This window comes from Flavobacterium tistrianum, from assembly GCF_003254545.1.
GTDB classification, from domain to species: domain Bacteria; phylum Bacteroidota; class Bacteroidia; order Flavobacteriales; family Flavobacteriaceae; genus Flavobacterium; species Flavobacterium tistrianum.
The window spans coordinates 24,800-49,411 of record NZ_QJRH01000065.1 but is presented as its reverse complement, the minus strand read 5'-3'; the positions used below and the strand labels follow the sequence as shown (position 1 = coordinate 49,411).

26 protein-coding genes are annotated in these 24,612 nt (G+C 33.2%); 12 read left to right on the top strand and 14 right to left on the bottom strand.

Going from position 1 to position 24,612, the window contains the following annotated elements:
- Positions 1–26: 26 nt before the first annotated feature.
- From DMB71_RS07195 to murI, 3 genes are all read left to right on the top strand, one after another.
- Positions 27–1,061 carry an OmpH family outer membrane protein gene (locus DMB71_RS07195; protein WP_111364904.1) on the top strand — a complete coding sequence of 345 codons (1,035 nt, stop codon included), beginning with the start codon at positions 27–29 and terminating at the stop codon, positions 1,059–1,061.
- 14 nt (positions 1,062–1,075) lie between these two features.
- Positions 1,076–1,579: an OmpH family outer membrane protein gene (locus DMB71_RS07190; RefSeq protein ID WP_170830271.1), complete on the top strand. Its 504-nt coding sequence runs from the start codon at positions 1,076–1,078 to the stop codon at positions 1,577–1,579.
- Positions 1,580–1,729: 150 nt separating this feature from the next.
- Positions 1,730–2,506 carry a glutamate racemase gene (gene murI, locus DMB71_RS07185; RefSeq protein ID WP_111364903.1) on the top strand — a complete coding sequence of 259 codons (777 nt, stop codon included), beginning with the start codon at positions 1,730–1,732 and terminating at the stop codon, positions 2,504–2,506.
- A gap of 1 nt (position 2,507) precedes the next feature.
- Here murI and DMB71_RS07180 read toward each other — a convergent pair whose 3' ends face one another.
- Both DMB71_RS07180 and DMB71_RS07175 read right to left on the bottom strand, forming a co-directional pair.
- Positions 2,508–3,743, bottom strand: coding sequence for an aromatic hydrocarbon degradation protein (locus tag DMB71_RS07180; RefSeq protein WP_111364901.1), 1,236 nt, complete (start codon positions 3,741–3,743; stop codon positions 2,508–2,510).
- Positions 3,744–5,069, bottom strand: coding sequence for a DUF4270 family protein (locus tag DMB71_RS07175; protein WP_111364900.1), 1,326 nt, complete (start codon positions 5,067–5,069; stop codon positions 3,744–3,746).
- A gap of 231 nt (positions 5,070–5,300) precedes the next feature.
- Between DMB71_RS07175 and DMB71_RS07170 the strand changes: the two genes are divergently transcribed.
- The 5 genes from DMB71_RS07170 to DMB71_RS07150 all read left to right on the top strand — a co-directional run bounded on the left by DMB71_RS07170 (position 5,301) and on the right by DMB71_RS07150 (position 9,442).
- Positions 5,301–6,143 carry a DUF6268 family outer membrane beta-barrel protein gene (locus DMB71_RS07170; RefSeq protein ID WP_111364898.1) on the top strand — a complete coding sequence of 281 codons (843 nt, stop codon included), beginning with the start codon at positions 5,301–5,303 and terminating at the stop codon, positions 6,141–6,143.
- Positions 6,144–6,157: 14 nt separating this feature from the next.
- Positions 6,158–7,165 (top strand): Kelch repeat-containing protein, encoded by a 1,008-nt coding sequence (locus DMB71_RS07165; RefSeq protein WP_111364897.1) that lies wholly within the window; start codon positions 6,158–6,160, stop codon positions 7,163–7,165.
- On the top strand, positions 7,152–7,484 hold the full coding sequence (locus DMB71_RS07160) for a DUF4907 domain-containing protein (protein ID WP_111364895.1): 333 nt from the start codon (positions 7,152–7,154) through the stop codon (positions 7,482–7,484). Before DMB71_RS07165 ends, DMB71_RS07160 begins: the two co-directional genes overlap by 14 nt.
- A complete protein-coding gene (locus DMB71_RS07155; RefSeq protein WP_111364894.1) occupies positions 7,485–8,600 on the top strand; it encodes a sensor histidine kinase in 1,116 nt (371 codons plus the stop codon).
- A gap of 128 nt (positions 8,601–8,728) precedes the next feature.
- Positions 8,729–9,442, top strand: coding sequence for a LytR/AlgR family response regulator transcription factor (locus DMB71_RS07150; RefSeq protein WP_111364892.1), 714 nt, complete (start codon positions 8,729–8,731; stop codon positions 9,440–9,442).
- An 89-nt stretch (positions 9,443–9,531) separates the two neighbouring features.
- On the opposite strand, the gene DMB71_RS07145 is transcribed toward DMB71_RS07150, so the two are convergent.
- Together DMB71_RS07145 and DMB71_RS07140 are read right to left on the bottom strand one after the other, a co-directional pair.
- Positions 9,532–10,050 carry a gamma carbonic anhydrase family protein gene (locus tag DMB71_RS07145; protein ID WP_111364891.1) on the bottom strand — a complete coding sequence of 173 codons (519 nt, stop codon included), beginning with the start codon at positions 10,048–10,050 and terminating at the stop codon, positions 9,532–9,534.
- A 10-nt stretch (positions 10,051–10,060) separates the two neighbouring features.
- Positions 10,061–11,050 (bottom strand): PorP/SprF family type IX secretion system membrane protein, encoded by a 990-nt coding sequence (locus DMB71_RS07140; RefSeq protein ID WP_111364889.1) that lies wholly within the window; start codon positions 11,048–11,050, stop codon positions 10,061–10,063.
- A gap of 143 nt (positions 11,051–11,193) precedes the next feature.
- On the opposite strand from DMB71_RS07140, the gene DMB71_RS07135 reads away from it, so the two are divergent.
- The 3 genes from DMB71_RS07135 to DMB71_RS07125 all read left to right on the top strand — a co-directional run bounded on the left by DMB71_RS07135 (position 11,194) and on the right by DMB71_RS07125 (position 13,544).
- Complete coding sequence (locus DMB71_RS07135; RefSeq protein ID WP_111364888.1) at positions 11,194–12,093, top strand: NifU family protein; 900 nt, start codon at positions 11,194–11,196, stop codon at positions 12,091–12,093.
- A gap of 144 nt (positions 12,094–12,237) precedes the next feature.
- Positions 12,238–12,645, top strand: coding sequence for a YtxH domain-containing protein (locus DMB71_RS07130; RefSeq protein ID WP_111364886.1), 408 nt, complete (start codon positions 12,238–12,240; stop codon positions 12,643–12,645).
- Positions 12,646–12,731: 86 nt separating this feature from the next.
- Positions 12,732–13,544 (top strand): mechanosensitive ion channel family protein, encoded by an 813-nt coding sequence (locus tag DMB71_RS07125; protein WP_111364885.1) that lies wholly within the window; start codon positions 12,732–12,734, stop codon positions 13,542–13,544.
- 2 nt (positions 13,545–13,546) lie between these two features.
- Here DMB71_RS07125 and tsaB read toward each other — a convergent pair whose 3' ends face one another.
- From tsaB to DMB71_RS07090, 7 genes are all read right to left on the bottom strand, one after another.
- A complete protein-coding gene (gene tsaB, locus DMB71_RS07120; RefSeq protein WP_111364883.1) occupies positions 13,547–14,218 on the bottom strand; it encodes a tRNA (adenosine(37)-N6)-threonylcarbamoyltransferase complex dimerization subunit type 1 TsaB in 672 nt (223 codons plus the stop codon).
- Between the two features lie 107 nt (positions 14,219–14,325).
- A complete protein-coding gene (locus DMB71_RS07115) occupies positions 14,326–15,618 on the bottom strand; it encodes an efflux RND transporter periplasmic adaptor subunit (protein WP_111364882.1) in 1,293 nt (430 codons plus the stop codon).
- 6 nt (positions 15,619–15,624) lie between these two features.
- Complete coding sequence (locus tag DMB71_RS07110) at positions 15,625–17,076, bottom strand: TolC family protein (protein WP_111364880.1); 1,452 nt, start codon at positions 17,074–17,076, stop codon at positions 15,625–15,627.
- Positions 17,077–17,155: 79 nt separating this feature from the next.
- Positions 17,156–18,277 carry an efflux RND transporter periplasmic adaptor subunit gene (locus DMB71_RS07105; RefSeq protein WP_111364879.1) on the bottom strand — a complete coding sequence of 374 codons (1,122 nt, stop codon included), beginning with the start codon at positions 18,275–18,277 and terminating at the stop codon, positions 17,156–17,158.
- A gap of 37 nt (positions 18,278–18,314) precedes the next feature.
- The gene (locus tag DMB71_RS07100; RefSeq protein ID WP_111364877.1) at positions 18,315–19,580 is read right to left on the bottom strand and encodes an ABC transporter permease; all 1,266 of its coding nucleotides are present in this window, start codon (positions 19,578–19,580) and stop codon (positions 18,315–18,317) included.
- A 2-nt stretch (positions 19,581–19,582) separates the two neighbouring features.
- Positions 19,583–20,827 carry an ABC transporter permease gene (locus DMB71_RS07095; RefSeq protein ID WP_111364876.1) on the bottom strand — a complete coding sequence of 415 codons (1,245 nt, stop codon included), beginning with the start codon at positions 20,825–20,827 and terminating at the stop codon, positions 19,583–19,585.
- The gene (locus DMB71_RS07090; RefSeq protein ID WP_111365123.1) at positions 20,820–21,521 is read right to left on the bottom strand and encodes an ABC transporter ATP-binding protein; all 702 of its coding nucleotides are present in this window, start codon (positions 21,519–21,521) and stop codon (positions 20,820–20,822) included. Before DMB71_RS07090 ends, DMB71_RS07095 begins: the two co-directional genes overlap by 8 nt.
- A gap of 177 nt (positions 21,522–21,698) precedes the next feature.
- On the opposite strand from DMB71_RS07090, the gene DMB71_RS07085 reads away from it, so the two are divergent.
- The gene (locus DMB71_RS07085) at positions 21,699–23,105 is read left to right on the top strand and encodes a DUF4403 family protein (RefSeq protein WP_111364874.1); all 1,407 of its coding nucleotides are present in this window, start codon (positions 21,699–21,701) and stop codon (positions 23,103–23,105) included.
- 18 nt (positions 23,106–23,123) lie between these two features.
- On the opposite strand, the gene DMB71_RS07080 is transcribed toward DMB71_RS07085, so the two are convergent.
- The 3 genes from DMB71_RS07080 to DMB71_RS07070 are packed head-to-tail and all read right to left on the bottom strand — an operon-like array spanning position 23,124 to position 24,608.
- Entirely contained in the window at positions 23,124–23,387 is a 264-nt protein-coding gene (locus DMB71_RS07080) for a hypothetical protein (RefSeq protein WP_111364873.1), read from the bottom strand.
- The gene (locus tag DMB71_RS07075; RefSeq protein WP_111364871.1) at positions 23,377–23,919 is read right to left on the bottom strand and encodes a DUF420 domain-containing protein; all 543 of its coding nucleotides are present in this window, start codon (positions 23,917–23,919) and stop codon (positions 23,377–23,379) included. The genes DMB71_RS07080 and DMB71_RS07075 overlap by 11 nt, the downstream gene beginning before the upstream one ends.
- Before the next feature lie 2 nt (positions 23,920–23,921).
- Complete coding sequence (locus DMB71_RS07070) at positions 23,922–24,608, bottom strand: SCO family protein (protein WP_111364870.1); 687 nt, start codon at positions 24,606–24,608, stop codon at positions 23,922–23,924.
- Positions 24,609–24,612 lie beyond the last annotated feature (4 nt).

The window sequence follows — 24,612 nt, the reverse complement described above, 5'->3', positions numbered from 1 at the left end:
TAAAAATCATCAAATAAAGTTATGTTATGAGAAAACAATTTTTATTTATATTTTTAGCCTTGATTGTAGCAAATACAAGTCAGGCGCAAGGAAAGACTACTCGAATTGGCTACATCGACATGGAATATATTTTAGAAAATGTTTCCGATTATAAAGAAGCTAAATCACAATTAGAGCAAAAAGCCCAAAAGTGGAAACAAGAAGTTGAAGCCAAAAAATTAAATATAAATAATTTGAAAGAAAGCTTAAAAACAGAAAAAGCTTTACTTACAAAGGAATTAATAGAAGAAAGAGAAACAGAAATTAAGTTTCTTGAACAAGAAATGATGGATTATCAGCAGAAACAATTTGGTTCTGATGGAAATCTAATGAGACAAAAAGCAGCTTTAGCAAAGCCTATACAAGATCAGGTTTTTACTGCTGTACAAGATATAGCCGAAGCAAAAAATTATGATTTTGTTTTTGATAAATCGTCAGATCTTACAATGCTTTTCAGCAATAAAAGATTTGATATTAGCGATCAGGTTTTAAGAATCTTAAACCGTACTGAAAAACGTGAGCAGCTGACCAAAAAACAATTGAAAGAGCAAGAAGCTAAAGAAAATATTGAGAATGCAATTGACGAGAATCCAGCAATGGCCGATCGACAAAAAGCACTTGACGAGAAAAGAGCCGCGAGAGAGAAACTAATTCAAGACAGAAAATTAGAACAGGAAGCTAAGAAAAAAGAATACGACGATAGAAGAAAAGCTTTGCTAGAGGAAAGAGAAGCTAAAAAAAATGGCACGGTTTCTGGAACAGCTCCAGCAACAGCAGTTCCTGCTGCTGCAACAGATGCTGCCAAAACAAGCTCAACTGCTAAAACAGCAACGCCAACAGCAACTGGAGCAACACCGACCACTGAGCAGCCTGCAATGACAAAAGCAGAAGAAAGACAATTGCTTTACGAACAGCGTAAAAAAGAATTGGAAGAAAGAAGAAAGAAAATTTTAGAAGAAAGAGAAGCGGCTAAAAAAGCAAAAGAAGCCGAAACACAAAAAACAAATACGACCAATAATTAATTAATATTTTAAAAATGATGAAACAAATCAAAACTTTACTAATTGCTGCAATTCTTATTTTAGGAGCAAGTAACACAATGAACGCGCAAGCGAAGGTAGCTCATGTTGATGTAAGCGAGATCATGTCGAAAATGCCTGCTATGCTAGATGCTCAAAATCAACTGCAAAAATTAAGTGGTACATATGATGCTGAATACAAAAAAATGGTTGACGAATATCAAGTAAAAATCAAAAAGTACGAAGCTGAAGCTGCAACTGTAACTGATGCTGTAAACGGTGAGCGTTCTAAAGAAGTTCAAGATATGCAAAAGAGAATTGTTGACTACAGAGACAATGCTCAAAAAGAATTACAACAAAAAGAAACTGACATCGTAAAACCATTAATGGAAAAAGTAAGAGCTTCTATCCAAAAAGTTGGAAAAGCTAAAGGTTTCCAATATGTTTTAGATGGTTCTACTTTATTATTAGCTGATGGTCCAAACATCACCGCTGACGTTAAAAAAGATTTAGGATTCTAAGAAATTAAATCTTAAAAAATTCAACTGCTCATTTTGTATAATTTGAGCAGTTTTTTTTTACAAAAAATTAAACCTAATCTTTGGTATTATTTCAAGATTTCACTTAACTTAGAATTACGAATTATATTTAAAAAATAGTAAATTTGCTTTATGATAAACAATAATCCTATAGGCGTTTTTGATTCTGGCATTGGCGGAACTTCCATCTGGAGCGCCATTCATGACCTTCTTCCAAATGAAAAAACCATTTATCTAGCTGACAGTAAAAATGCACCCTATGGTCAAAGAAGCAAAGATGAGATTGTTGCATTAAGCAAAAAAAACGTAGAATTTCTACTAGAAAATAATTGCAAACTAATTGTTGTTGCCTGCAATACGGCTACAACAAATGCTATAGTCGAACTGCGTGCAGATTATGATGTTCCGTTTGTTGGAATTGAGCCTGCTATCAAACCAGCGGCAAACAATTCTCAAACTCAGGTTATCGGGATTCTAGCTACAAAAGGAACACTAAACAGTGAGCTATTCAATAAAACTGCTGAGATGTTTCATAACACCAAAATCGTTGAGCAGGTTGGACACGGACTTGTACAGCTGATTGAAGATGGTAATTTGTACTCGCCAGAGATGACGCAGTTGCTAGAATCTTATCTACAGCCTATGATTGAAGCTAATATCGATTACTTAGTTTTAGGATGCAGCCACTACCCTTATCTGATTCCTCAAATAAAAAAAATTCTCCCAGATCATATTAAAATAATAGACTCAGGAGAAGCTGTTGCACGCCAAACTAAAAATCTGCTTAAAGACAAAGTTGGCTTTTCTGAAAGTACAGATATTGACCCTGTATTTTATGTCAATTCGGACCCTAAAGTCTTAGAATCAATTTTAGAGTATAAATATCCCGTAATCAAAAAAGACTTTTAGATTATTCAAACTTTCGCTTGACGAACCAAATTCCGTCCAACGATAGATTGAATGATATTTTGTGGTAGTTTTCTTTTATTAGATCATTTGCGATTCTGCCTTTCTGTCCATAAGAATAAGAAATATTAAGTGACGAAAAGGTGTTATCAATTGGCAGATTTAGTCCAATAGAAATAGATGCGCTATTGACGCGCTGTTTGTCAATTTCTAAATAACCGTTATCAAAATTAACACCAGCTGCATACCCAACTCTATCCCAATATCTTCTAACATTTTTATTGGCACTATACGTAAATCCTAGCGCAAAACGATCCTGATTTACAAATTTTCCGTAAAGTTCAGATTGATTGGTGTTTCCCCAGAAGCTTTTTTCGTAATCTAAAGTCACATTCAAATTATTTTTAAATCGCTTACTGGCTCCAAAACCTATTTCTAGAGGCATATAATAATCGTCGGTATCTGAAGCTTTATCGGTTTCTATAGAAGATTCTACCTCATCTGCAATACTTGTTACAGATTGTACTTTGGAAGCATTTATTCTTGTAGGAACTTTGAATGTCGTTCCTATTGTAAATGTAGAATCTATTTTAAATTGAGCTCCTAATGTTGCACGAACTCCTCGATAATCTGTTTGCTTATGAATGGTAGTAATAGCATTCGAAATTAAAAAAGCACGATCATCAACTGTATTTCCAAAAAGCACTGTTCCAGTTGCTCCTACTGTCAATTTTTTTCCAAGTCGATATCCGTATGAAAAATCTAAATTATTCAAACCTCCCGATCCTTGTGCCGTAACGTAATAATATTCCTGGCTATCTGCAATTGGAAGTTTTAAATTTGAGATTTTAAACACAGAACTAGAATATGGCCTAAGCGCTAAACTAAAACCTGAATTTTTTGTAACTGGAAAAGCAAGAGCCAAATGAGAAAACTGAAAATTATTTCGCTTCTCTGTACGATTACTGCTCTGATAAGTTGTTTGGATAGCTTTCCCTCCGATATCAAAAAGAAAATGATTCTGATACATGGATCCTAACGATGCTGGATTTAAATTATTGATAAAAGTATCTGAAGGCAAAGCAATTCCTGAACCGCCAATTGAAGACAGATAACCAAAATCTGAATCATACAAACTTCCTACGCCATAAAGTGAATATGGAGAGCTTGAAATGCTTTGAGAAAATGAAGTTAGCGACATTAAAAGGAAGCCACTCCATAGAACAATTTTATTTTTCATTTAGTAAGAGATGTAATAAATTTTCAGCTGAATTTTATTGTTCGCGTGTTTTTGATTGCCCAAAACGATTCTATCAACAGATTGTGCAATTCCGGGCAATGTTAAGATGAGCGATGATCTTGAATCAGATTGTTTTAGCATTTCTTTCTGGAGAAAGTTTCCGATCGGAATGGAATACCCAACATTTTCATTAAACTCATCTCTGCTTTTACTCAGCTTTCCATAAACTGAAGAACCTGCTGCATTTAGAAGCGTTCCGCTTATTCTATTTAAATTATCCCCTACATAAACAGTTAACGAATCTGCCAAAGGATATTTTTCTGAATACGTATTATTAACTGGCTTAAGAATTAATTCTGCATCTACAATAGCACCATTTGCAGAAATATTCTTAAACTGTTTTATGTTAGGAAAGTCTATCCGACAAGCAACTCCTGTTCCCGATTGTATAAATCCCTGATTATTGAGTAATGTACTAGATAATGTACCCGTGGATACTGGTAGGTTTTGCAGTAATGTTCCTGTTTTATCGAGCGAAATAGAATTAAACTGCTTAGTAGCATCTAAAATTGAAAAATCTATTATAAGTGGAGTTTCGTTGTCTGTTTGGTACTTCGAATAATATAACCGAACCTTACTTTCAGAAACACTAAATCCGATAACATTCGAAGAACTTGAATTTTCTGGAACCAGTACAAATCCCTTCAGATATTCTGTAAAACTATCAAAATCTGTAACTTCTCTTTTCTTTATTTTTTGAAAAAGAGCTTCGCCAAATTCTTTACTCATCTGAATATTAATCGAATCTTTTTCCTTCGGTCTCGGTTTATAAGATATTCTACCTAGGCTTTCTGGACTGTAAGTAAGCGTTGAGTTATTATAGAAATTATTATCGTCTTTGTTGGGCTTAACTTTTTGAGTTAATCTATAAATATTAAATGTCTGAACTCTCGTCGTGTCTCCATAATAATATTTGTCGTACTTAAGAATCATAGAAATCGAATCAAATACATAATTCACCGACTCTGTATCTGAACCCACGCTAGACAAAGCATAATTACTTGTAGAAAGCTGAAAATAGCTATCTGATTTTACTTTTCCGAAAATAGGATCATCGTAATTCCCTATCAGAATTCTTCCTCGGTTAGAAGTGGCGAGTGAATCAAAATTAATTGTCGACATATTGACTGTCACCGTATCAATCATAATCACTTTATTGCTTAAAGCCAAATAATCTGACCCAACAGTAAATTCTCCAGTATCTGTATCTGTACCACATGAAAATAAGGTCAGTATAAAAAGCAGTATCAATATAAACTTGTGCATAATCTAATTTTTGAGCAAATATAAATTGCACACTTTGGCAACACACTATAACATATACTACTGCGCTTTTTTAGGCTACAAACAGCATAAAACAATCTATAATCTAAATTATATTCTAAAATTTTAATTCGGCCTTAAAAACGACGATTTTGTCTATCAAAACACGTCATACATATATCTTCTTTTTTTTAAGGGCGTCATCCATCTAATTTTGAACCAATAAAATAAATAATGAAAGTAAGGTTTTTAGTTTGTTCTCTTTTTTTGATTTCCTTTTTAGGTTTGAAAGCTCAGGAAAATTTTAGCGCCGCTATTAATTTCAAAACTGAGCCAACAGAAAAGATAAATTTTAGCGAAACAAACATTGCTGTTTTTTATCAGAAAAAAATAGAAACAAAAAGCAAAATAGCGAACACGTTAGAATATTCTAATCTGAAGGTGAATTATGAATTGAATCCTTATGATTTTTATGCAGATCAAGATAAGTACAATCAAATTCAAAACAAGTTTGAATATTCATCTGAAATAGCAGAAAAAACAAAATGTAAGCTTTCAGTTATTCCAACAGCTAATTTTCAGAGCAAACTGGATTTTTCAGATGTTACTGTTTTAGGAAGTTTAGAAATCAGCCAACAGATTGGTTCAAAACTAAGTTTAATTGCTGGATTTGGCCGAACATCAATTTTTGGAGCACCAAAGATTACACCGATTGTTGCTTTTGATTATAAAATGAATGATAAAACCGATTTTAGAATTGGATTTCCAGACTCAAAAATTTCATATTCCAATAACGATCGAAACAAATTCAGTCTGACAAATAGTTTTAATGGAAACTTTTATCATTTAGACGAAACATCCAGTGCAGATGACAATGCCGAAAAAGCGGCTTTATCGCAAATGACTTCGGCTTTAGAATACGAAAGAAATGTTGGAGGCAATTGGTTTTTAAATTTTAAAGCTGGTTATGATTTCAACAAAAAATACAATTTACTAGATAGCAATGACCATAAAATATACGACTATAATACCGGAAATGGCTACGTTTTAGGAATCGGGATCAAATACAAACAATAAATATTAAATACACTATGATTAATCTAAAAAAAGGAATTTTATTCGCAGCGCTTTTTTCAAGCCTCTTTTTTATAAGCTGCAGCAATGATGATGACGATGATGATTTGGTAGGAAACTGGATTAAAAAATCAGCCTTTGATGGCCCTGCAAGATCTAGTGCTACAAGTTTCGTTATTGGAGATTATGCTTATGTAGTAGGCGGCTATACTGGCGACGTTTATTTAAAAGATTTATGGGTTTACAACTCAAATGGAGATTATTGGGAACAGAAAGCTGATTTTGGCGGTATTGGAAGAAGTTCTGCTTCTAGTTTTGCATTAAACGAAAAAGGCTATGTTGGCCTTGGTTATGACGGAACAAACAAACTGAAGGATTTCTATCAATATGATCCTTCTACAAACAGCTGGACACAAAAAACAGATTTTGCAGGAACAGCTCGTTACGCTGCCGTAGGTTTTCAGGTTGGTGGCAAAGCGTATTTTGGAACAGGTTACGACGGAAACTATTTAAAAGATTTTTATCAATACGATGATCAAGCCAATACTTGGACTCTTGTAAATGGTTTTAGCGGTAACAAAAGACGCAATGCGACAGTGTTTACAATTGCAGACAAAGCATATTTAGTAACTGGCGTAAACAATGGCGTTTATCAGGAAGATTTCTGGGAGTTTGATCCATCAACAGATGTTTGGACAAGAAAAAGAGACATTGATAAAGATACTGATGACGATTACAGCTACAACGACGATTATGCGATTGTTCGTTCTAATGCTTCAAGTTTTTCTATGAATGGTTTAGGATATATTGTAGGAGGCGAAAACATCAAAACAGTTTGGGAGTATAATCCATCAACTGATTTATGGACAGAAAGAACTCCGATGGAAGGCGCTACAAGAACGGATGCTGTTGGCTTCTCAATCAATAACCGCGGATTTTATATGTTAGGAAGAGTTGGATCTACTTACTTTGACGATGCTTGGGAATTCAAGCCATTAGACGAACAAAGCGATGATGATAACTAAAATTAAAAAATTCTTCTGGATTACTATCCAGAAGAATTTAATCGTTTTTGCACTTTTTTTACTTTTTACTGCGTGCGCAAAAAAAGAAGCCTTAACTACCGCGTCTTTTAAAACAAATTCTGGATGGGGATATACAATTACCTACCAAGAAAGAGTTTTAATTAAACAATCTATTATTCCCGTAATAAGCGATACTAAAAGTTTTGAAACAGAGAGCGATGCTTTGAAAGTTGCTGATTTAGTAAAGCAAAAACTCAAACAAAACTTATCTCCAACGGTAACCAAAAATGAACTAATTTTATTAAAAATAAAATTGTAAATGCAGATCGATACCATTAAAAATACAGGCTACAACAAAATATTATTCCATTTCATGATTTGGATCTTCTTTATTCTGACTTCATTAATTCAGTTTTATGAAAGTCCGTTTAAGCTCGACAACGATTTTTATGCCCAATGGCTTTCAGGAATTTTCTTGTTTTATCTGAACTATTTTTATTTGGTTCCAAATTATCTGCTGCAAAAAAAATATTGGCTGTATGGTGCGTTTGCTATTGGCTTGATTGTCCTATTTATGGCAATACGATTAAATTATTTTGTTCCAGAATTTAGACATTTAAGACCCGAAAATATGATGCATTCTGAAACCATTATTCGTGACCCACATTTTTTTCCTAAAGGTGGCAAAATGCATCACAGAATAGAAATGAGACAACCGTTTTTTTTCAAAATTGCTCCTTCATTTTTCTATATTCTCATTATTACAATCTCAGCAATTATTAGAACATTAACTGAATTTTATAATAATCAGCAAAATAAACTGATTGCCGAAACTCATAGAACAAATACAGAATTAATTTATTTGCGCAAACAAACCAATCCGCATTTTTTATTTAATTCCTTAAACAGTATTTATTCTCTCGCACACAAAAAATCTGATTTGGTCCCTGATGCCATCGTAACCTTGTCCGAACTTATGCGCTATATGCTGTATGAGACAGACAACAAAACGGTGGCTTTAGAAAAAGAGGTCAATTATATTCAAAATTATATCGATTTGCAAAAACTGCGATTAAACAATATTGAAGACATTGTGATCAATGTTCATGGCGATACCAAAAACAAGTTTATCGAGCCTTTATTATTGATTTCTTTTGTAGAAAATGCTTTTAAATATGGAACTGATTATAAAGGTGCAGCTCACGTAAAAATCAAAATCCTGATTACAGATCATAATCTTGATTTTTGGATCGAAAATACAATTGAAAACTATGTGAAAGATCCAGAAAATTCAGGAATTGGATTAGTCAATATTCAAAACCGTCTTGATCTCCTATATCCAAATGCACACGAACTGACCATTACACAAGATGATAACTATTACCGAGTTCATTTGAATTTAAAGTTAGACGAAATTAAAACCGCAATAGATTAAAAACAATAACAGTTAACGCTTAATTTGATTTGTAAAAACCAGTATTTTATGAAAATTTTAAAACTTAATTTACTGGTTTCAAATTACTTTTGGATGCAAAATAAATTTTAAAAACCAATTCAGAAAAGATGAAATGTGTAATTATTGATGACGAACCTCTAGCTGTAGATCTATTACAGGATTTTGTCAAAAAGGTTGATACTCTGGAACTAATTAGCACTTTCAATAATGCTATTGATGCCGTTTCATTTATCAATCAGAATAATGTTGATCTGATATTTCTCGATATTCAGATGCCTCATTTTTCTGGAATTGATTTTTTAAATACCATAGAAAAAAAGCCACTGGTTATTTTTACAACTGCTTATTCTGATTATGCTGTAGAAGGATTTAATCTAGGAGCAGTCGATTATTTAGTAAAACCAATTCCGTTTCATCGATTTTTAAAAGCTGTTGTAAGAGCGCAGCAGGTTTTACAGCCTGCGGCAACTCAAGTGCCTACTGAAAATAATAATACGCCTGAAATAGAACAGGATTTTATGTTTGTTCGAGCTGAATATGAAAACGTAAAATTGAATTTTGCCGATATTCTTTTTATAGAAGGTCTTAAAGATTATGTCAAAATTTATACTACAGATAATAAATTTACGCTGACTTTAATCAGTTTAATCAAGCTTGAAAATCTGCTTTCAAACAAAGGTTTTGCAAGAATTCATAGATCGTATATTATCAATATCAAACATGTAAAATCGATTCAGAAAAACAAAGTTTTGATAAGCGATAAAAGAATTCCAATCAGCGAAAGCTATAAAAATACTTTCTTCGAAAAAATCAACCTCTAATTTATGAAATTCCAATAATAAAAAATTCCAAATTCCAAAAAGCTTAAACTCTTGGAATTTGGAATTTCTATTTTGGTATTTTTTATTTTTTATTTTTCTTCTTTGAACCAGCTTGAATACATTATGTAATTACTCGAAATACGTTCAATTTCGCCGGCAAAATCAGATTGATCAATGTCTTTTACTTTTTTAGCAGGAACACCAGCGTAAATACTTCCAGAAGTTACAACCGTATTTTGGGTTACTACAGCTCCCGCAGCAATTATGGCATTGCTTTCAACCACACAATTATCCATTACAATAGCGCCCATTCCTATCAAAACATTATCATGAATAGTACATCCGTGAACAATTGCATTGTGACCAATTGAAACATTATTTCCAATCACAGTCGGATGTTTTTGATATGTGCAATGAATTACAGCGCCATCTTGAATGTTTACTTTGTTTCCAATTTTAATAAAATGAACATCTCCTCTCACAACAGCATTAAACCAAACGCTGCAAGATTCTCCAAAAGTTACATCTCCAACAATAGTAGCATTTTCGGCCACATAACAATCCTCTGGAATAAGAGGTGATTTTCCGTTTACAGATTTAATTAGCATAAAAATAAATTTAATTAATGGCAGGACAATTACAGTCGTAACGTTCTTTTTTACAGAATAAATTAATCCCTAGAGTAATTTGATGATATCCTCCAGTGTCAAACTTAACATCTCCCATTACTTGAGAATACGTATAAGCAAACATAAAGTTCTTGTAGTTAACTCCAATAATTGGCGTAAAGTATTGTAATTTCTGAGATGCTACTCCGCTTCCTGAAATATATTGCGCTCCATCAAAACCTCTTCTATAAGATAATGCAGCCCACAGACTTCCAAAATCCATGTTTTTGTAGGCTTTCATATTTATATCAAGTGTCTTTTCTTTTGTCTGATCAAATAGCTGGAAAAGAATCGAAGGCTCCCAAGTCCAATTATCATTTTTACCAAACACATAACCAGCGCTAAATAAAAACTTTCTAAGATTATCGTTTTCATAATCTGAATATAATTCTCTTCTCGTTTCTAATAATCCTTGAACTGTTGCGTGTGCATAGAAATTCAAATAATTATAAGAAGCCCCAACATCAATATTGAAATAAGAATCTTTTTGAATGGAACCAAAAACTATTGGATCGAAAGTATTGCCAAATTTTGTTTCGTCTAATTGGTTTTGTATTAAACCTCCACTGATTCCAAAAGACAACTGATTCAAATCAAGTTCATCTCTCGAAAACATAATATGATGTGCATAAGTCAGCTTCACGCCTTTTTCAGAATGATATCCATTCTTGTCATTAAAAACAATAATCCCGGCTCCAGAACGTTCGCCAATTCTTCCATTAAAACTCAAAGTCTGCAATGATGGAGAATCTTCCTCTCCAAACCATTGTTTTCTGGCTGTCAATCGTACTTTGGCACAATTTGCCGCACCTGCCATAGAAGGATGAATAAGGTAATAATTATCAGACAAATAATCAGAATAAACAGGTATTCCCTCTTGGGAATAAGAGTGAAAAGCAACAATGAGAAAAATTAATAAAACCTTGATTTTTAATTTCATAAAGACAATATTGTTTCCTTATAATTTTCACTCTTGCAATTTAACACGATTTATTTGAAAAGAGTCTTAATTATTTCATTAAAAAACCAAATATAGCCATTAGTAGAAAATAACTTTAGTAAATTTGCAAAAAATATATTACCATGACTAAAATCACTATAAAAGAGACTCAAAATCCAACTATTTTAAAGTTTGAATTTGAGGATTTCATTACTCAAAACCAGAACTTTGAGTTCAAAAATATCGATGAAGCACAGGCTTCTCCTCTAGCACAACAATTATTTTATCTGCCATTTGTTAAAACAGTTTATATTTCAGGAAACTTTATTGCTATCGAAAGATACAGCATTGTAGATTGGGATGATGTAAAAGATGCCGTTGCTGAGCAAATCAGTGCTTTTGTGGACAAAGGCGGCGTTATCATCAAAATCGATGAAACAAAACCTAAAAAACAGCCTATTACAGTATACGGAGAAACAACTCCAAATCCTTCTGCATTGAAATTTGTTGTGAGCAGAATGCTTACTCGCAATGCCGTAGAATATAAAAATATTGATCAGACTGCTTCTTCTCCATTAGCTCAGGAATTATTCAAATTTCCTTATGTGAAAGAAATTTTTATTGATGAAAACTATATCTCAGTTACAAAATATGAAATCAATAACTGGGATGAAATTACTTTAGAATTAAGAACTTTCATTAAACAATTTATTGAAAACGGAGGAACTGTTTTAGATGAAAGTTTAATTGAAACTAAAGCTAAAACTGAAGCAACAAAAGATGAAGCTTTTGATAAATTGGATGTGACTTCACAGCAAATCATTAACATCTTAGAAGAGTATGTAAAACCAGCTGTAGCTGCAGATGGAGGAAATATTGCTTTTGAATCTTATAATGAAGATGACAAAACGGTAAAAGTATTATTGCAAGGTGCTTGCAGCGGATGTCCTTCGTCTACCTTTACTTTAAAAAGCGGTATCGAAAATATGCTAAAAAGCATGCTGAATGATGAAGCTATAAAAGTAGAAGCAGTAAACGCTTAATTCCATAAAAAATATCATACAAAGCGTCTCAATGAGGCGCTTTTTTTATTATTAAACATTAGATATCAATTATTTGCCATTAAAAAAACAAGTGGTTCTATAAAATTAATTAATATTGCATTCTTAACCAATTAATTAAAAACCATGGGATTATCTTCATTTTTTAAAAATTTATTTGGCTCAACCAAAGAGTCTGTAACTGAATTGGCAAATAATGCCGAAGAGACTTTTGAACAAGCAAAAGAAGCTGCTGCACCTTATATTGAGAAAGCTGAAGCTTTTGCTGAAGAAACTATTGAAAAAGTAAAAGAGGTTTCGGAACCAATTATTGACCGCGCTTCAGAGTATGCTGAAAAGGCAAAAGAAACGGTAAGCGAGTATGCAGACAAAGCATCTGAAGCGATAAATGATGCCGTTGACTCTGTTAAACAAAAAACTGCGTCGTTAACAAGTGAAGCACCAGAAACTATTTCTGAAACTGTTGTTGATACAAGTGAAAAATCTGCCTCAGAAGTAGAAGAAATAGCTGATGACAATGCTGATAAAGCATAAAGACATTTTCCGATAATGTAAATATTTTTATATTTGCAGTATTAATACACCTTCTCTTATGAGAAGGTTTTTTTATTTTAAAATTTATGAATCTTAGTCCAGAACAAGTCAGTAAGTACATCAGCCGTTTTATTGACATTTTAGTTGATTACTCACCAAAACTGATTTCCGCATTTTTAATATTATTTGTTGGTTTATACGCCATCAGACTAATTAATCGAATTATTAAAAAAATAATGATTCAGCGAAATCTCGATCCGACGCTGACAAAATTTTTATCCGATATTCTATTGTGGGCACTGCGAATATTATTGTTTGTAACCTTTATTTCTAAATTAGGAATAGAAACTTCTTCGTTTGTGGCTATTTTAGGAGCAATGGGTCTTGCGGTTGGTTTATCATTGCAAGGATCGCTTTCTAATTTTGCTGGAGGAATGCTAATCATTGTTTTCAAACCATTTAAAGTTGGAGACACAATAGAAGCACAAGGTGTCGTTGCAACGGTTCTTGAAATCCAGATTTTTGTAACCAAAATGCTTACTGCAAACAATCAGACTGTATTTGTTCCCAATGGCTCTTTATCTAACGGAAATATTATCAATTACTCAATGCAGGGAGAGAGAAGAGCAGATTTGACTTTTGCTATTTCTTATGATTCAGACATTAAAAAGGCAAAAGAAATTCTTTTAGATGTTCTAAACAACAATCCTAAAGTCTTAAAGAAACCTGCGCCAGAGGTTTTTGTAAAAAATCTATCGGCAAGTTCTATTGATTTTGCTGTTCGTCCTTGGGCAAAAAATGCCAATTATGGAGCTGTTTTTTCTGAAACTTTAGAGAATTGTAAAATAGCTTTAGATGAAGCTGGAATTGCAATTCAACCGTACACAATACAGAAATAATATTATTGTTTCTTTGGAGGAGCAATCATAAAATCTTTTAAATAATAAGGTTCAAAATAAGCGACATCTACAGTGTCGCTTTTTTGATACTTATCAAAACTGATTTTACTCATTGCTTGTGCAGAAGGATATTTTATGTTTTCTAAAAACACAAAGTTGTCTTTAGTCAAAACCGTTTTACATTTCTCAGCGCAATCGCCAACAAAGTAAAGCTTGTCTGTATATTCGTGAAATGAGTTTTCGTCTATTATTTCGGCTTTAATAGCTCTTTCAAGAGTCAAATCTGAATTAAAAATAGCGCTGTAAACTTCCATACGGCGCGCATCTAACATAGGTATAATTTTTCCGTCTGTAACTTCCGCTTGTGATGCTAAAGTCTGCATGGTATCGATAGCTATCAACGGAATACTTAAAGCATAACACAAGCCTTTTGCCGCAGAAACACCAATTCTCAAACCCGTATATGATCCAGGCCCTTGGCTAACTGCAACAGCTTTTAAATCCTGCGCCGATATTCCTGCTTTTGCTATTACTTCTTCAATAAAGACATGAAGTTTTTCGGCATGAGAATATCCTTCATCAGCCAATTCACTGCAAACAATGGTCTGACCATCTTTTGCAATAGATACAGAACAATTTTTAGTAGCCGTTTCGATATTGAGAATAAAAGACAAAGTATTAAATTTTAAAAATTAGTTGTTTTATGTCAGACTGAGTGAAGTCGAAGCCTTTCTTGCTTTAAAGCCTTCGACTTCGCTCAGGATGACAATATTCTTGAATATTATTTTTTTGGAGCTTCGGCTTTTTTAAGCTTCACTTTATCTCCAGAATTAAGATCTTTAGAAACTGTTGTGTATGGACCTGTAATAACAACATCCCCCGATTTTAGGCCAGAAATTACTTCAATATTAGTATCATCTTGAATTCCGGTTTTAATGATTCTAATTTTAGCTTTGTCTCCAACTTTCACAAAAACGCATTCGAATTTTTTATCGCTTTTTGGAGCTGCTTTTTTATCTTCATTTGGATCTTCAACCGTAAAATCTTTTACAGCCGTAGTGTCCGATTTTACTACAACAGAACTAATTGGTACTGCCAAAACATTTGTTTTTGTTGTTGTAATAATATCAACTGTAGCCGTCATTCCAGGTCTAAAAGGAGAATACGCACTTGGTTTTCCTTCTAACAAATCTTGATAAGAATCTTTCAGGATACGAACTTTAACTTTAAAATTCGTTACCTGATCTGAAGTTAATGTAGTGCTTGCAGAATTAGAAATACTAGTTACAACACCTTTAAATTTCTTTTTCAAATAAGCATCAACTTCAACATTTGCTTCGTCTCCTATTTTAATTTTTACAATATCATTTTCATTTACATCAACTTCAACTTCCATATTATTCAAGTTGGCAACACGCAAAAGTTCTGTTCCTGCCATTTGCTGTGTTCCTAAAACTCTTTCTCCCAATTCTACATTTAAGACAGAAATGGTTCCATCCGCAGGAGAATAAATTGTGGTACGTCCTAAGTTATCTCGAGCTTCTGTAACAGATGCCGAAGCACTTTGAACATTGTAATAAGCACTTTGTTTTGTTGCTTTGGCAACTTCAAAAGTAGAAATGGCTTTATCCCAATCCGATTTTGAAATTACTCCTTTATCATATAATATTTTATTACGTTCGTAATTTGCTTTTGCTTCTTTAAAACTGGCGTCAGATTGAGTAAGACTTGCTTTTGTTCCTGCTAAATTTGCAACAGATCTATCTAACCCAGAGGTATATAAATCTGGGTTTATTTTTACTAATAAATCACCTTTTTTAACTACCTGCCCCTCTTTTACATTCAGTGCAATAATTTCGCCCGAAACCATCGAGGCAATTTTAACTTCAATTTCGGGTTGGATTTTTCCTGTTGCAGAGACTGTTTCAACAATTGTTGAAGCCGTTACTTTTGCAGTTTCTACCTCTTTTCCTTCGTTTTTATCTCCTATTATTCCACCATTTTTAAGAGCAACTAATGCTACAATAAGAACTGCAGCAGCACCTAATAAGAAATAAACAGTTTTTTTTGACATAATAAATTATTTTGCAGGAATTGGAACAATTGGAATTCCAAAATAGAATTCAAGAATTTTTATTTTAAATATATAATCGTATTTCGTTCTAATAACTTCAGATTGCGCATTTGTCAACAACGTCTGTGCCTGTGTAAAATCAAATGAATTCATCAATCCTACATCATACTTTTCTTTAGCATAATTGTAAGCCTGTTGTCTAGCTTCTAAAGTTACTGTTGCCGCTTCATAAGTGTTTAATGCTCCTTTTGCATTTGTAAAAGCAGTATAAACGTTACGTTGCAAATCTAAACTTTTTTGTTCTAAATCTATTTTAGATTTCTCTAAACTTACTTTATTTCGTTCAACATTATTTCTAACAGAGAATCCATTGAAAATTGGAACTGTAAGTTGCAAACCGAATGACTGTCCTTTATTGTCATTAAATTGATCAAAAATTGGTTTGGCATTTCCTGTCATAGTAGTGTAATTGTCCGTCAACACAGGTTGATTTGTTCCTTGGACATAACCAATTTGTGTAGTTGGATTTACTGGATCAATAGCTCTTCCCGTAATAATATCAGAATAACTTGCTCTTGTATTAAAATTGTAGTACGCACTCAAAGTTGGCTGAAAAGCACCTTTAGCAATTGCGACATTCTTTTCGGCAATTTCAAGATTGGTTTGTGCCAGTTTTAATTCGGTTCTTGTTTCCTTTGCCTTATTATAAATATCAATTGGGCTTTGTGCCATGATATTGTTTTCATCTTTTGCATTTGTATCATCAACAACATCAAAATCTGCAAATTCTTTAAGCTGTAAAAGTTGTGCTAAACTAAGCTTTGAGATCAATAAATTATTCTCAGAAACTGCAATATTTTGCTTATCGGTTGCTATAGTTGCTTTCAGATCAAATAAATCACCGCGAGGAATTGTTCCAGCACTTACCATTTCTTCAGAACGTTTTAAACGTTTTTCATCAATAGCAAGTTGTTCTGTTTTTATTTTTAGATCTTCTTTATAGCCCAAAATTTGAAGAAAAGCATTCGCAACGTTCAACGAAACATCTTCCTGCATTTTCAATAATTGATATTGAGATGCAATAATAGCAAGTTTTGTTCGTCTATATGTATTTTGGTTTTGCAGACCTTTGTAAATATCAACTCCAGCAGTTAATCCCACAGATGAATATTGCGTTGTAGAATTACGCAAAATACCTGTAGTCACATCCTGGTTCAAACCAATATTCCATGAATGCGATGCATTTCCGTTTACTGATGGAAGATATCTACCAAAAGCATCTTTTTTATTTATTTCAGCATTTTGAACATCTAATTCCGAATTTTTAATCGTAATATTATTATCCAATGCATATCGCACACATTCCTCTAATGTCCATTGTTTTGTCTGCGCTTGGCCTGATAAACCAAATCCAAAAAGCATGGCAAAAACAAGACTATTTATTTTATTTATTTTCATATATTTTGAATAAAGCACTGCAAACAAGCCGTGCAAATTTAACAATTTAAAAAACCAAAAACTCTTCTAAATAATCAGATTATTTTTTATCCTTATCTCCTTCGTTAATCAAGCCCTGATTCCAGATTTTTATTTTATCTGTATCGTTTACACCGCTTTTAACTTGAACATAGATTCCGTCACTAACCCCAAGCACCAAATCTCTTCTTTGAAATTTTTGTGGAGCCGTTTCAACTTCTACATAAGGCTTTTGTGTTTTTTTGTCAAATTGAACCAAAGATTCTTTTATTGCTAGCACTTTCTCTGCTTTCTCCAAAATAATAGAGGCATTGGCACTTAATCCTGCTCTAATAAAAGTGTCATCTCTGTTAATCATTTGCGCTTTTATTTCAAACTGGATTGCACCATTTTCGGTCACTCCTTTTGGAGCAATATAATTTAAAACTGCATCAAACTTTTTATTCTCGATAGCACCAATTGTAATCTCAATTGGCATTTTTTCTTTAATTTTTCCAACTTCAGATTCATCGATTTTTCCAATGAAAATCATTCTTCCCACATCGGCAACGCTTGCAATTGTAGTTCCTTCGTTGAAGTTATTACTTTCAATAACTTGGTTACCCACTTTTACTGGAACATCTAATACCATTCCGTTTACAGTAGAACGAATTAAAGTATTAGCATAATTACCCAAAGAAGAAGTTGTTCCTGTTTTAACGATATCTAAGCCTTGTTTTGCAGCCTGATAATTTTGTTTTGCCTGATTGTAAGCCAACAAAGCAGCATCATAGTCATTTGCAGAAATTACGTCTTTCTCAAATAATGTTTTCTGTCTTTTATAGATTTTTTCCTGATTATCTAATGCTATTTTAGCGGTCTGCACCTGATTCTGAGAATTGCTTACATTCGAAACATTTGCTACAACTCTAATTTTAGCAATCATATCTCCGGCTTTGATTTTTTCACCCGCTTTGATGTACACTTCTTCAATAATACCTGAAATATTTGGTTTGATTAGAACCTCTTCATCAGGCTGAATATTACCTGTCGCAATAGTATTTTTTACGATGGTCTTGATTTCTGCTTTTTCCGTTTTAAATACAATCGGCGATTCTTGGTTTTTAGCATACAAATAGTACAGCGCGCCAAAAAAAACAACTGCGATAAATATTAAAATGGTTACGGTTACTCCTTTTTTCATTTGTCTAGGGTTTAATCGATTTATTTTGATTGATAATTTATTCTGTTCTTAAAGCATCTACAGGCTTAACATTGATGGCGGTCTGTGCTGGAATAAATCCTGCAAGTAAACCTGATCCGACTAATATAATTAATGCTACAAATACAACTCCTAAATCTACGGTTGGATTCGCAAACATAGTATTTTGATCGGGAGGCATCGAGTCCAATGCCATATTTAAAATTGCTATAATTCCTGTGGCAACAGCAATTCCGAGCATACCCGAAATAATAGTTAAAAATATAGACTCAGTTAATATCTGACTTCTAATTGCTCCAGGTGTTGCGCCCAATGCTCTTCTGATTCCAATTTCTTTTGTACGCTCTTTAACCACAATCAGCATGATATTCGAAATTCCGATTACACCAGAAATCAAAACTAAAGTCCCTACGAAATAGGCAATTACTTTTAATATATTAAATAAGCTTTGCACCTTATTAAACTGCTCGTACAAATCAAAATTTCCAACCGCTCTATCATCTGTCGGATTTATAGAATGCAATGATTTTATAATCTCTAAAATTTTAGGCTTTAAATCGGTTATAGAAGTTTCATCTTTTGCCGTAAGTGCCATCCATCCTACTTTGTCTCCATAATTGAAGGCCTGCTGAAAAGTTGTAAAAGGAATAAAAATATTCTTTTGTTCCTGCTCTGCATTTCCTCCCTGCTGTTTAGATTTATAAACCCCAACAACCATAAAATTGATGCTGTTAATTTTGATATAAGTTCCAACAGCTTCCTCTTCTTTACCATAAAGCTCGCTAATAACCCCTTTTCCAATTACACAGACTTTTCTTCGTTGTTCAATATCCTGCTGATTTACAAATCTTCCTTTAATGATATCCATTGGCTGCTGTTTAATCAGCTCTGGATAATCTCCGTAAATTGTAAATGCAGAAGTTTTAGTGCCTCTTACAACGTTATTTGTTCCGTTAAAATCACCTAACTGATTCCTTGGCGATACATATAATAAATCTGGCAATGCCGCTTTTAAAGCTGTTACATCACTATTTCTAAAATCATAACGTCTTGTTTTTGGCAAACCTTTATAAGCTTTAGACGTAGTTTGACTCCACATAAACATGGTATTAGTCGCGATTCCATCAAACCCTTTTTTAATGCCATTTTCCAAACCATTACCTGCAGCAAGTAAAATTACCAAGATAAAAATACCCCAAAAAACACCAAAAGCTGTCAGGATAGTCCTGAAAGGATTGGCGGTTAAGGCCTGTAAAATCTCGTCCCAATTATCTTTTTTAAACATAATTATTCGTCTCTAAGTGCTACAATAGGTTTAATTTTGGCTGCTCTATAGGCTGGGAAAAATCCTGCCATTGCTCCTGCAAAAACAAGTAATACCAAAGTAGTTAAAGCCACACTAAAATCTACTTCGGGATTTCTAAAATACTCGCTCTGAACCATCGGACCAACGAATTCCAATAAGGCAAGACTGGCCAATAATCCAACAAAACCTGCAATGGTTGTGATAAAGATAGATTCATGAAGAATCATTGTGATAATTGAAAAAGGCGAAGCTCCAAGTGCTTTTCTAATTCCGATTTCTTTTGTTCGTTCTTTTACGATAATAAGCATGATATTACTTACTCCAACTACACCAGCAATAATTGTACATATACCTACCCACCAGAAAAAGAGCCTGATATATAAGTTTAAGTCGTAAAATTGTTTGGCATCTTTAACAGAATTGTAAACCCCTACACCTCCATCATCTTCGGGAGCCACAACGTTTTTACTCTTTAATAAGTCTTTTAAATCTTGCGTAAACTTTTCCGATTGCGCCAACGCTTCATCATAATCTTGTGTCTTTTTTAAGGTAAAAAACAAGTTGCTGATTTTATCACCTCCGCCAAATGTTTTCTGAACTGTAGTCAATGGCAAATAAGCACGAGTTTCTTCCCTTTCTCCTCCAGGATCTGTAAAAACCCCAACTACTTTAAAGTTGATATTGTTAATCAGGATTTCTTCTCCTATTGCCTCTTTATCTTTAAGCATATCGGTTTTTAGTTTCATTCCGATCACAGCCACTTTGGCGTTACTTTCCAAATCCTTGGCATTGATGTAACGTCCCTGAACTATAGTTAAATTTTCAATTCCGCCATAATCTGGATTTACTCCTCTAAACTGATAACTTCCAGATTCTTTACCATAAGTAAAAGCTTGCCCCCAGTAATTATTTGTCGAAGCTCTCAGATCTAATTTATCCTCAAATTTCTGCACCGATTGATTGTAATCGCTATTGCGAAATTGAATGTGTCTTCCTGGATTTAGTCCTTTGTACTCTTTAGTAGTTGTTCCAGACCAAACCTCTATAATTCCAGCAGCATCGCGTTCGAATTGTTTTTCAATTCCGTTCTGAAGCCCTTTACCTGCACCAAGCAGAATTACCAAAATAAAAATTCCAGAAGCCACAGAAACACCTGTTAAGAATGTTCTTAAACGGTTTTTAGAAATGGCTTCAAATATTTCCTGCCAACGTTCAATATTAAACATAAGACGAAGCTCTAACTTGTTCTACTTTTTTATCATCGATAATTAATCCGTCTTTCAGGACTACATTTCTTTTGCACATTGCGGCAATATCAGGTTCGTGCGTAACAATTAAAATTGTTTTTCCTTCATCATTAATTCCTTGAATAAGTTCCATAACTTCATAAGAAGTTTTAGTATCCAAAGCTCCGGTCGGCTCATCTGCAAGCAAAACCTTCGGATTTGAAGCCAATGCCCTTGCTATAGCCACACGCTGTTTCTGACCTCCAGAAAGTTCATTTGGCAAGTGGTTAACATGAGAACCTAAACCTACTTTTTCCAGATATTTCATGGCAATGTCATAACGCTCTTTTCTTTTAACACCTTGATAATACAAAGGCATCGCAACATTATCTAATGCTGTTTTGTAATTGATTAAGTTAAAAGACTGAAAAACAAAACCTAAAAACTTATTACGGTATTTTGACGCAATTGTTTCGTTTAATTTTTTTATTGGCGTTTTGTCTAAAATATAACTTCCAGAATCGGCTTCATCCAAAATTCCTAAGATGTTAAGAAGTGTCGATTTACCAGAACCAGATGACCCCATGATCGCAACCAATTCTCCTTCTTCTATATTAAAATTTATACCTTTTAATACATGTAATTCCGAACTTCCCATCTTATAGGATTTATGTAAATCTTTAATTTCGATCATGGTTTTGTTAATTTTTTTAGACAATAATAACGTTTTTATTAAGTAATTTATGATAATAAAAAGTTAATAATTTTGTTACCTATTCTGTATAAGACTGCATTCTTTAGTTATTGTTACACTTTTTTAATAAAATATGATTGTTTTCGTAATTTTACTTCGTAATAAAAATCATCTTAAATGAAACTTAGTTCTATTATTTCAATGTTTACAGCACTTGCGGTGCTAACGAGCTGTTCATCGGCTCAAAAATTAGAAACATTAAAGCCTGAACCAGACGATGCAAGTCCGTTAATTTATGACAGTAATCCTTCTTTTATAAACCTTCCTATTACAATCAAATTAAGCGATATTGAAAATCAGACTAATTCTCTCCTTAACGGATTAATTTACGAAGACAATAATATCGAAGACGATGATATTGAGATGAAAATCTGGAAACAAGCTCCGATCAAAATTCAAAATGATCCGTCAAATCTTGATAAAAGAATCCGAACCATTTTACCGCTTAAAGCGAATATCAAGTATCGAATTGGAACAAAAAAATTAGGTGTAGAATTGTACGATGTTAGAGAATTTAACCTGAACGGAGTTATAACACTTTCTAGCGAAACTACTCTTACAAATTGGAAACTCACAACAAAAACAGAGTTCAAATCTCTAGATTGGAACGAAAGCCCAACTATGTCTATATTTGGCAAAAACATGCCAATTACTTATTTAATAAATCCTGCTATTTCTATTTTTAAAAGCAAGTTGGAAAAGAAAATAGACGAAGCAATCGAAAAATCAATGGATTTTAAACCGAATGTTTTACAAGCAGTTGAAAAAATCTGTACGCCTTTTCAAATGAGCGACACTTACGAAAGTTGGTTACGAATTGTTCCTATCGAAATATATTCGACAAACGCCAAACTTAAAAACGATTCATTCTTACTTGACATGGGTATGAAATGCAACATGGAAACCATTGTGGGCAAACAACCAGAATCAAAATATAACGCTAATAAAATTGTCCTGAAACCTGTCGCGAAAATTCCAAATCAGATTTCTGCTAATATTGCCGCTATTTCAAGTTATGTAGATGCCTCTAAGATTATGACCAAGAATTTTGCTGGTCAGGAATTTGGTTCAGGAAGCAAAAAAGTCACAGTGAAAAATGTTTCAATCTGGCACAAGGAGGGGAAAATGGTTATCGCATTAGACGTTTTAGGATCTATAGACGGAACACTTTATTTAAATGGGTTTCCATCATATAATGCACAGACAAAAGAAATTTATTTTGAAAAGCTAGATTATGTTTTGGACACCAAAAGTAAATTGATGCGTACAGCAAATTGGCTTGCGCAAGGATTTATTCTAAGAAAAATGGAAGAAAGCTGTCGCTATTCGATTCAGCCTAATTTGGAAGAAGGTAAAAAGAGCATGGCAGGTTATTTAAAAAATTATTCACCAATGCCAGGCGTATTTGTAAACGGAAAGATGGAAGATATTCAGTTTGACAAAATACAGCTAACCAATCAGGCCATTATAGCCTTCATCAAAATAAACGGAACAGTAAACGTCTCAGTAAACGGACTTAAATAAACATAAAAAAAGCAGCGATTACGCTGCTTTTTTCTTTTTAGAATACATTCGATAAATCAAATATCCTATTATTAATACTAGCAAATAAGGAATTACCATTAAGTAAACAATTCCATCATTTACCGCTTCTGCTTTTTTAGTATTAGAATCTCCCGATAATGCTGCTCGGCACATTGCACATTGCGCATTAGCTGAAATTCCAATTAAAAAAATACAAATCCCAAATACTATAACTTGGAATTTGGATTTTAAAATTTGAATATTATTTTTTTTAGTGTACATAATAAGGCGAAATCATTAAATAAACAATCACTCCCGTTACTGCCACATATAACCAAAGCGGAAAAGTTATTTTAGCAATTTTTCTGTGTCTATCAAAACGTTTTGCAAGCGCTCTCACATACGTAATCAACACAAGCGGAATAATTGCAATTGACAATAAAATATGCGTTATAAGAATAAAGAAATACACATAACGCAATGCTCCTTCTCCCCCATACTTTGTAGAATCAGAAGTCATGTGATACGCTACGTACATAACCAAAAACGCAACCGACAATGCAATAGCAAACGTCATCAATCTTTCGTGCAATTTTTGTTTTCCGTTTTTAATTGCTAAAACAGCCCAAACAAGTACAACAGCCGTAATACCATTTGTAGTTGCATAAATCGGAGGTAAAAATGATAATGGCTCTACAGCAATACCAAAATCTTTTAATTTAACCCCAAACAAAATTGCCACAACTACAGGAATTATTATTGAAACCGCAATAATGAATTTACTAAATTTCTTCTCTAAAGTATTATCTTCCATTTTTATTCTGCTAATAAAATTTTAATGTCTTCTTGAATATCTCTTACTCCTTTTTTATCTAAACCATCATAATAAATATTCGGATTTCCGAATTCATCTTTTCTGCAACGAATGTTTCCATCTTTGTCAATTAAAGCAAACAATCCAGAATGCTCAAATCCACCGCTTACTTTATCATTTTCTCCAGCATAAAGATTAAATCCTTTATTAGACAAATCCATAATTACATTTCTGTCTCCAGTCAAGAAATTCCAGTTTGAAGATTTTACACCTAACAATTTAGCATGGTCTTTTAAAACCTGAGGAGTATCATGTTTAGGATCGATAGTAATAGAAACAATTCCAAAGTTTGGATTTCCAAAAAAGGTCTTTTCAATTTCCAACATACTCATATTCATCTTCGGACAAATAGATGGACAAGTTGTAAAGAAGAATTCCAAAACATATACCTTCCCTTTGTACGTTTCATTTGAAACCTTTGCATTATCTTGATTCGTTAATTCGAATTTTGGTGCCGGTCCAATAGTCAAAAGTTTAGCCTCTTTTGAAGATTTTACTCCGACATTATCCAAACGGTTTCCTTTTACAACGTCACCGTTTTTAACTCGATCGACAATTTTAGGAATGGCATAGATCCCAAAAATCAGAATGATAAAAGAGATTCCGATATATGATTTGTTCTTAAACATTATA

What these genes read in the sequence shown, in the direction of transcription:
- DMB71_RS07195 (WP_111364904.1), top strand. Translation starts at nt 27, where the DNA reads ATGAGAAAACAATTTTTATTTATATTTTTAGCCTTGATTGTAGCAAAT.
- DMB71_RS07190 (WP_170830271.1), top strand. Translation starts at nt 1,076, where the DNA reads ATGATGAAACAAATCAAAACTTTACTAATTGCTGCAATTCTTATTTTA.
- murI (WP_111364903.1), top strand. Translation starts at nt 1,730, where the DNA reads ATGATAAACAATAATCCTATAGGCGTTTTTGATTCTGGCATTGGCGGA.
- DMB71_RS07180 (WP_111364901.1), bottom strand. Translation starts at nt 3,743, where the DNA reads ATGAAAAATAAAATTGTTCTATGGAGTGGCTTCCTTTTAATGTCGCTA.
- DMB71_RS07175 (WP_111364900.1), bottom strand. Translation starts at nt 5,069, where the DNA reads ATGCACAAGTTTATATTGATACTGCTTTTTATACTGACCTTATTTTCA.
- DMB71_RS07170 (WP_111364898.1), top strand. Translation starts at nt 5,301, where the DNA reads ATGAAAGTAAGGTTTTTAGTTTGTTCTCTTTTTTTGATTTCCTTTTTA.
- DMB71_RS07165 (WP_111364897.1), top strand. Translation starts at nt 6,158, where the DNA reads ATGATTAATCTAAAAAAAGGAATTTTATTCGCAGCGCTTTTTTCAAGC.
- DMB71_RS07160 (WP_111364895.1), top strand. Translation starts at nt 7,152, where the DNA reads ATGATGATAACTAAAATTAAAAAATTCTTCTGGATTACTATCCAGAAG.
- DMB71_RS07155 (WP_111364894.1), top strand. Translation starts at nt 7,485, where the DNA reads ATGCAGATCGATACCATTAAAAATACAGGCTACAACAAAATATTATTC.
- DMB71_RS07150 (WP_111364892.1), top strand. Translation starts at nt 8,729, where the DNA reads ATGAAATGTGTAATTATTGATGACGAACCTCTAGCTGTAGATCTATTA.
- DMB71_RS07145 (WP_111364891.1), bottom strand. Translation starts at nt 10,050, where the DNA reads ATGCTAATTAAATCTGTAAACGGAAAATCACCTCTTATTCCAGAGGAT.
- DMB71_RS07140 (WP_111364889.1), bottom strand. Translation starts at nt 11,050, where the DNA reads ATGAAATTAAAAATCAAGGTTTTATTAATTTTTCTCATTGTTGCTTTT.
- DMB71_RS07135 (WP_111364888.1), top strand. Translation starts at nt 11,194, where the DNA reads ATGACTAAAATCACTATAAAAGAGACTCAAAATCCAACTATTTTAAAG.
- DMB71_RS07130 (WP_111364886.1), top strand. Translation starts at nt 12,238, where the DNA reads ATGGGATTATCTTCATTTTTTAAAAATTTATTTGGCTCAACCAAAGAG.
- DMB71_RS07125 (WP_111364885.1), top strand. Translation starts at nt 12,732, where the DNA reads ATGAATCTTAGTCCAGAACAAGTCAGTAAGTACATCAGCCGTTTTATT.
- DMB71_RS07115 (WP_111364882.1), bottom strand. Translation starts at nt 15,618, where the DNA reads ATGTCAAAAAAAACTGTTTATTTCTTATTAGGTGCTGCTGCAGTTCTT.
- DMB71_RS07110 (WP_111364880.1), bottom strand. Translation starts at nt 17,076, where the DNA reads ATGAAAATAAATAAAATAAATAGTCTTGTTTTTGCCATGCTTTTTGGA.
- DMB71_RS07105 (WP_111364879.1), bottom strand. Translation starts at nt 18,277, where the DNA reads ATGAAAAAAGGAGTAACCGTAACCATTTTAATATTTATCGCAGTTGTT.
- DMB71_RS07100 (WP_111364877.1), bottom strand. Translation starts at nt 19,580, where the DNA reads ATGTTTAAAAAAGATAATTGGGACGAGATTTTACAGGCCTTAACCGCC.
- DMB71_RS07095 (WP_111364876.1), bottom strand. Translation starts at nt 20,827, where the DNA reads ATGTTTAATATTGAACGTTGGCAGGAAATATTTGAAGCCATTTCTAAA.
- DMB71_RS07090 (WP_111365123.1), bottom strand. Translation starts at nt 21,521, where the DNA reads ATGATCGAAATTAAAGATTTACATAAATCCTATAAGATGGGAAGTTCG.
- DMB71_RS07085 (WP_111364874.1), top strand. Translation starts at nt 21,699, where the DNA reads ATGAAACTTAGTTCTATTATTTCAATGTTTACAGCACTTGCGGTGCTA.
- DMB71_RS07080 (WP_111364873.1), bottom strand. Translation starts at nt 23,387, where the DNA reads ATGTACACTAAAAAAAATAATATTCAAATTTTAAAATCCAAATTCCAA.
- DMB71_RS07075 (WP_111364871.1), bottom strand. Translation starts at nt 23,919, where the DNA reads ATGGAAGATAATACTTTAGAGAAGAAATTTAGTAAATTCATTATTGCG.
- DMB71_RS07070 (WP_111364870.1), bottom strand. Translation starts at nt 24,608, where the DNA reads ATGTTTAAGAACAAATCATATATCGGAATCTCTTTTATCATTCTGATT.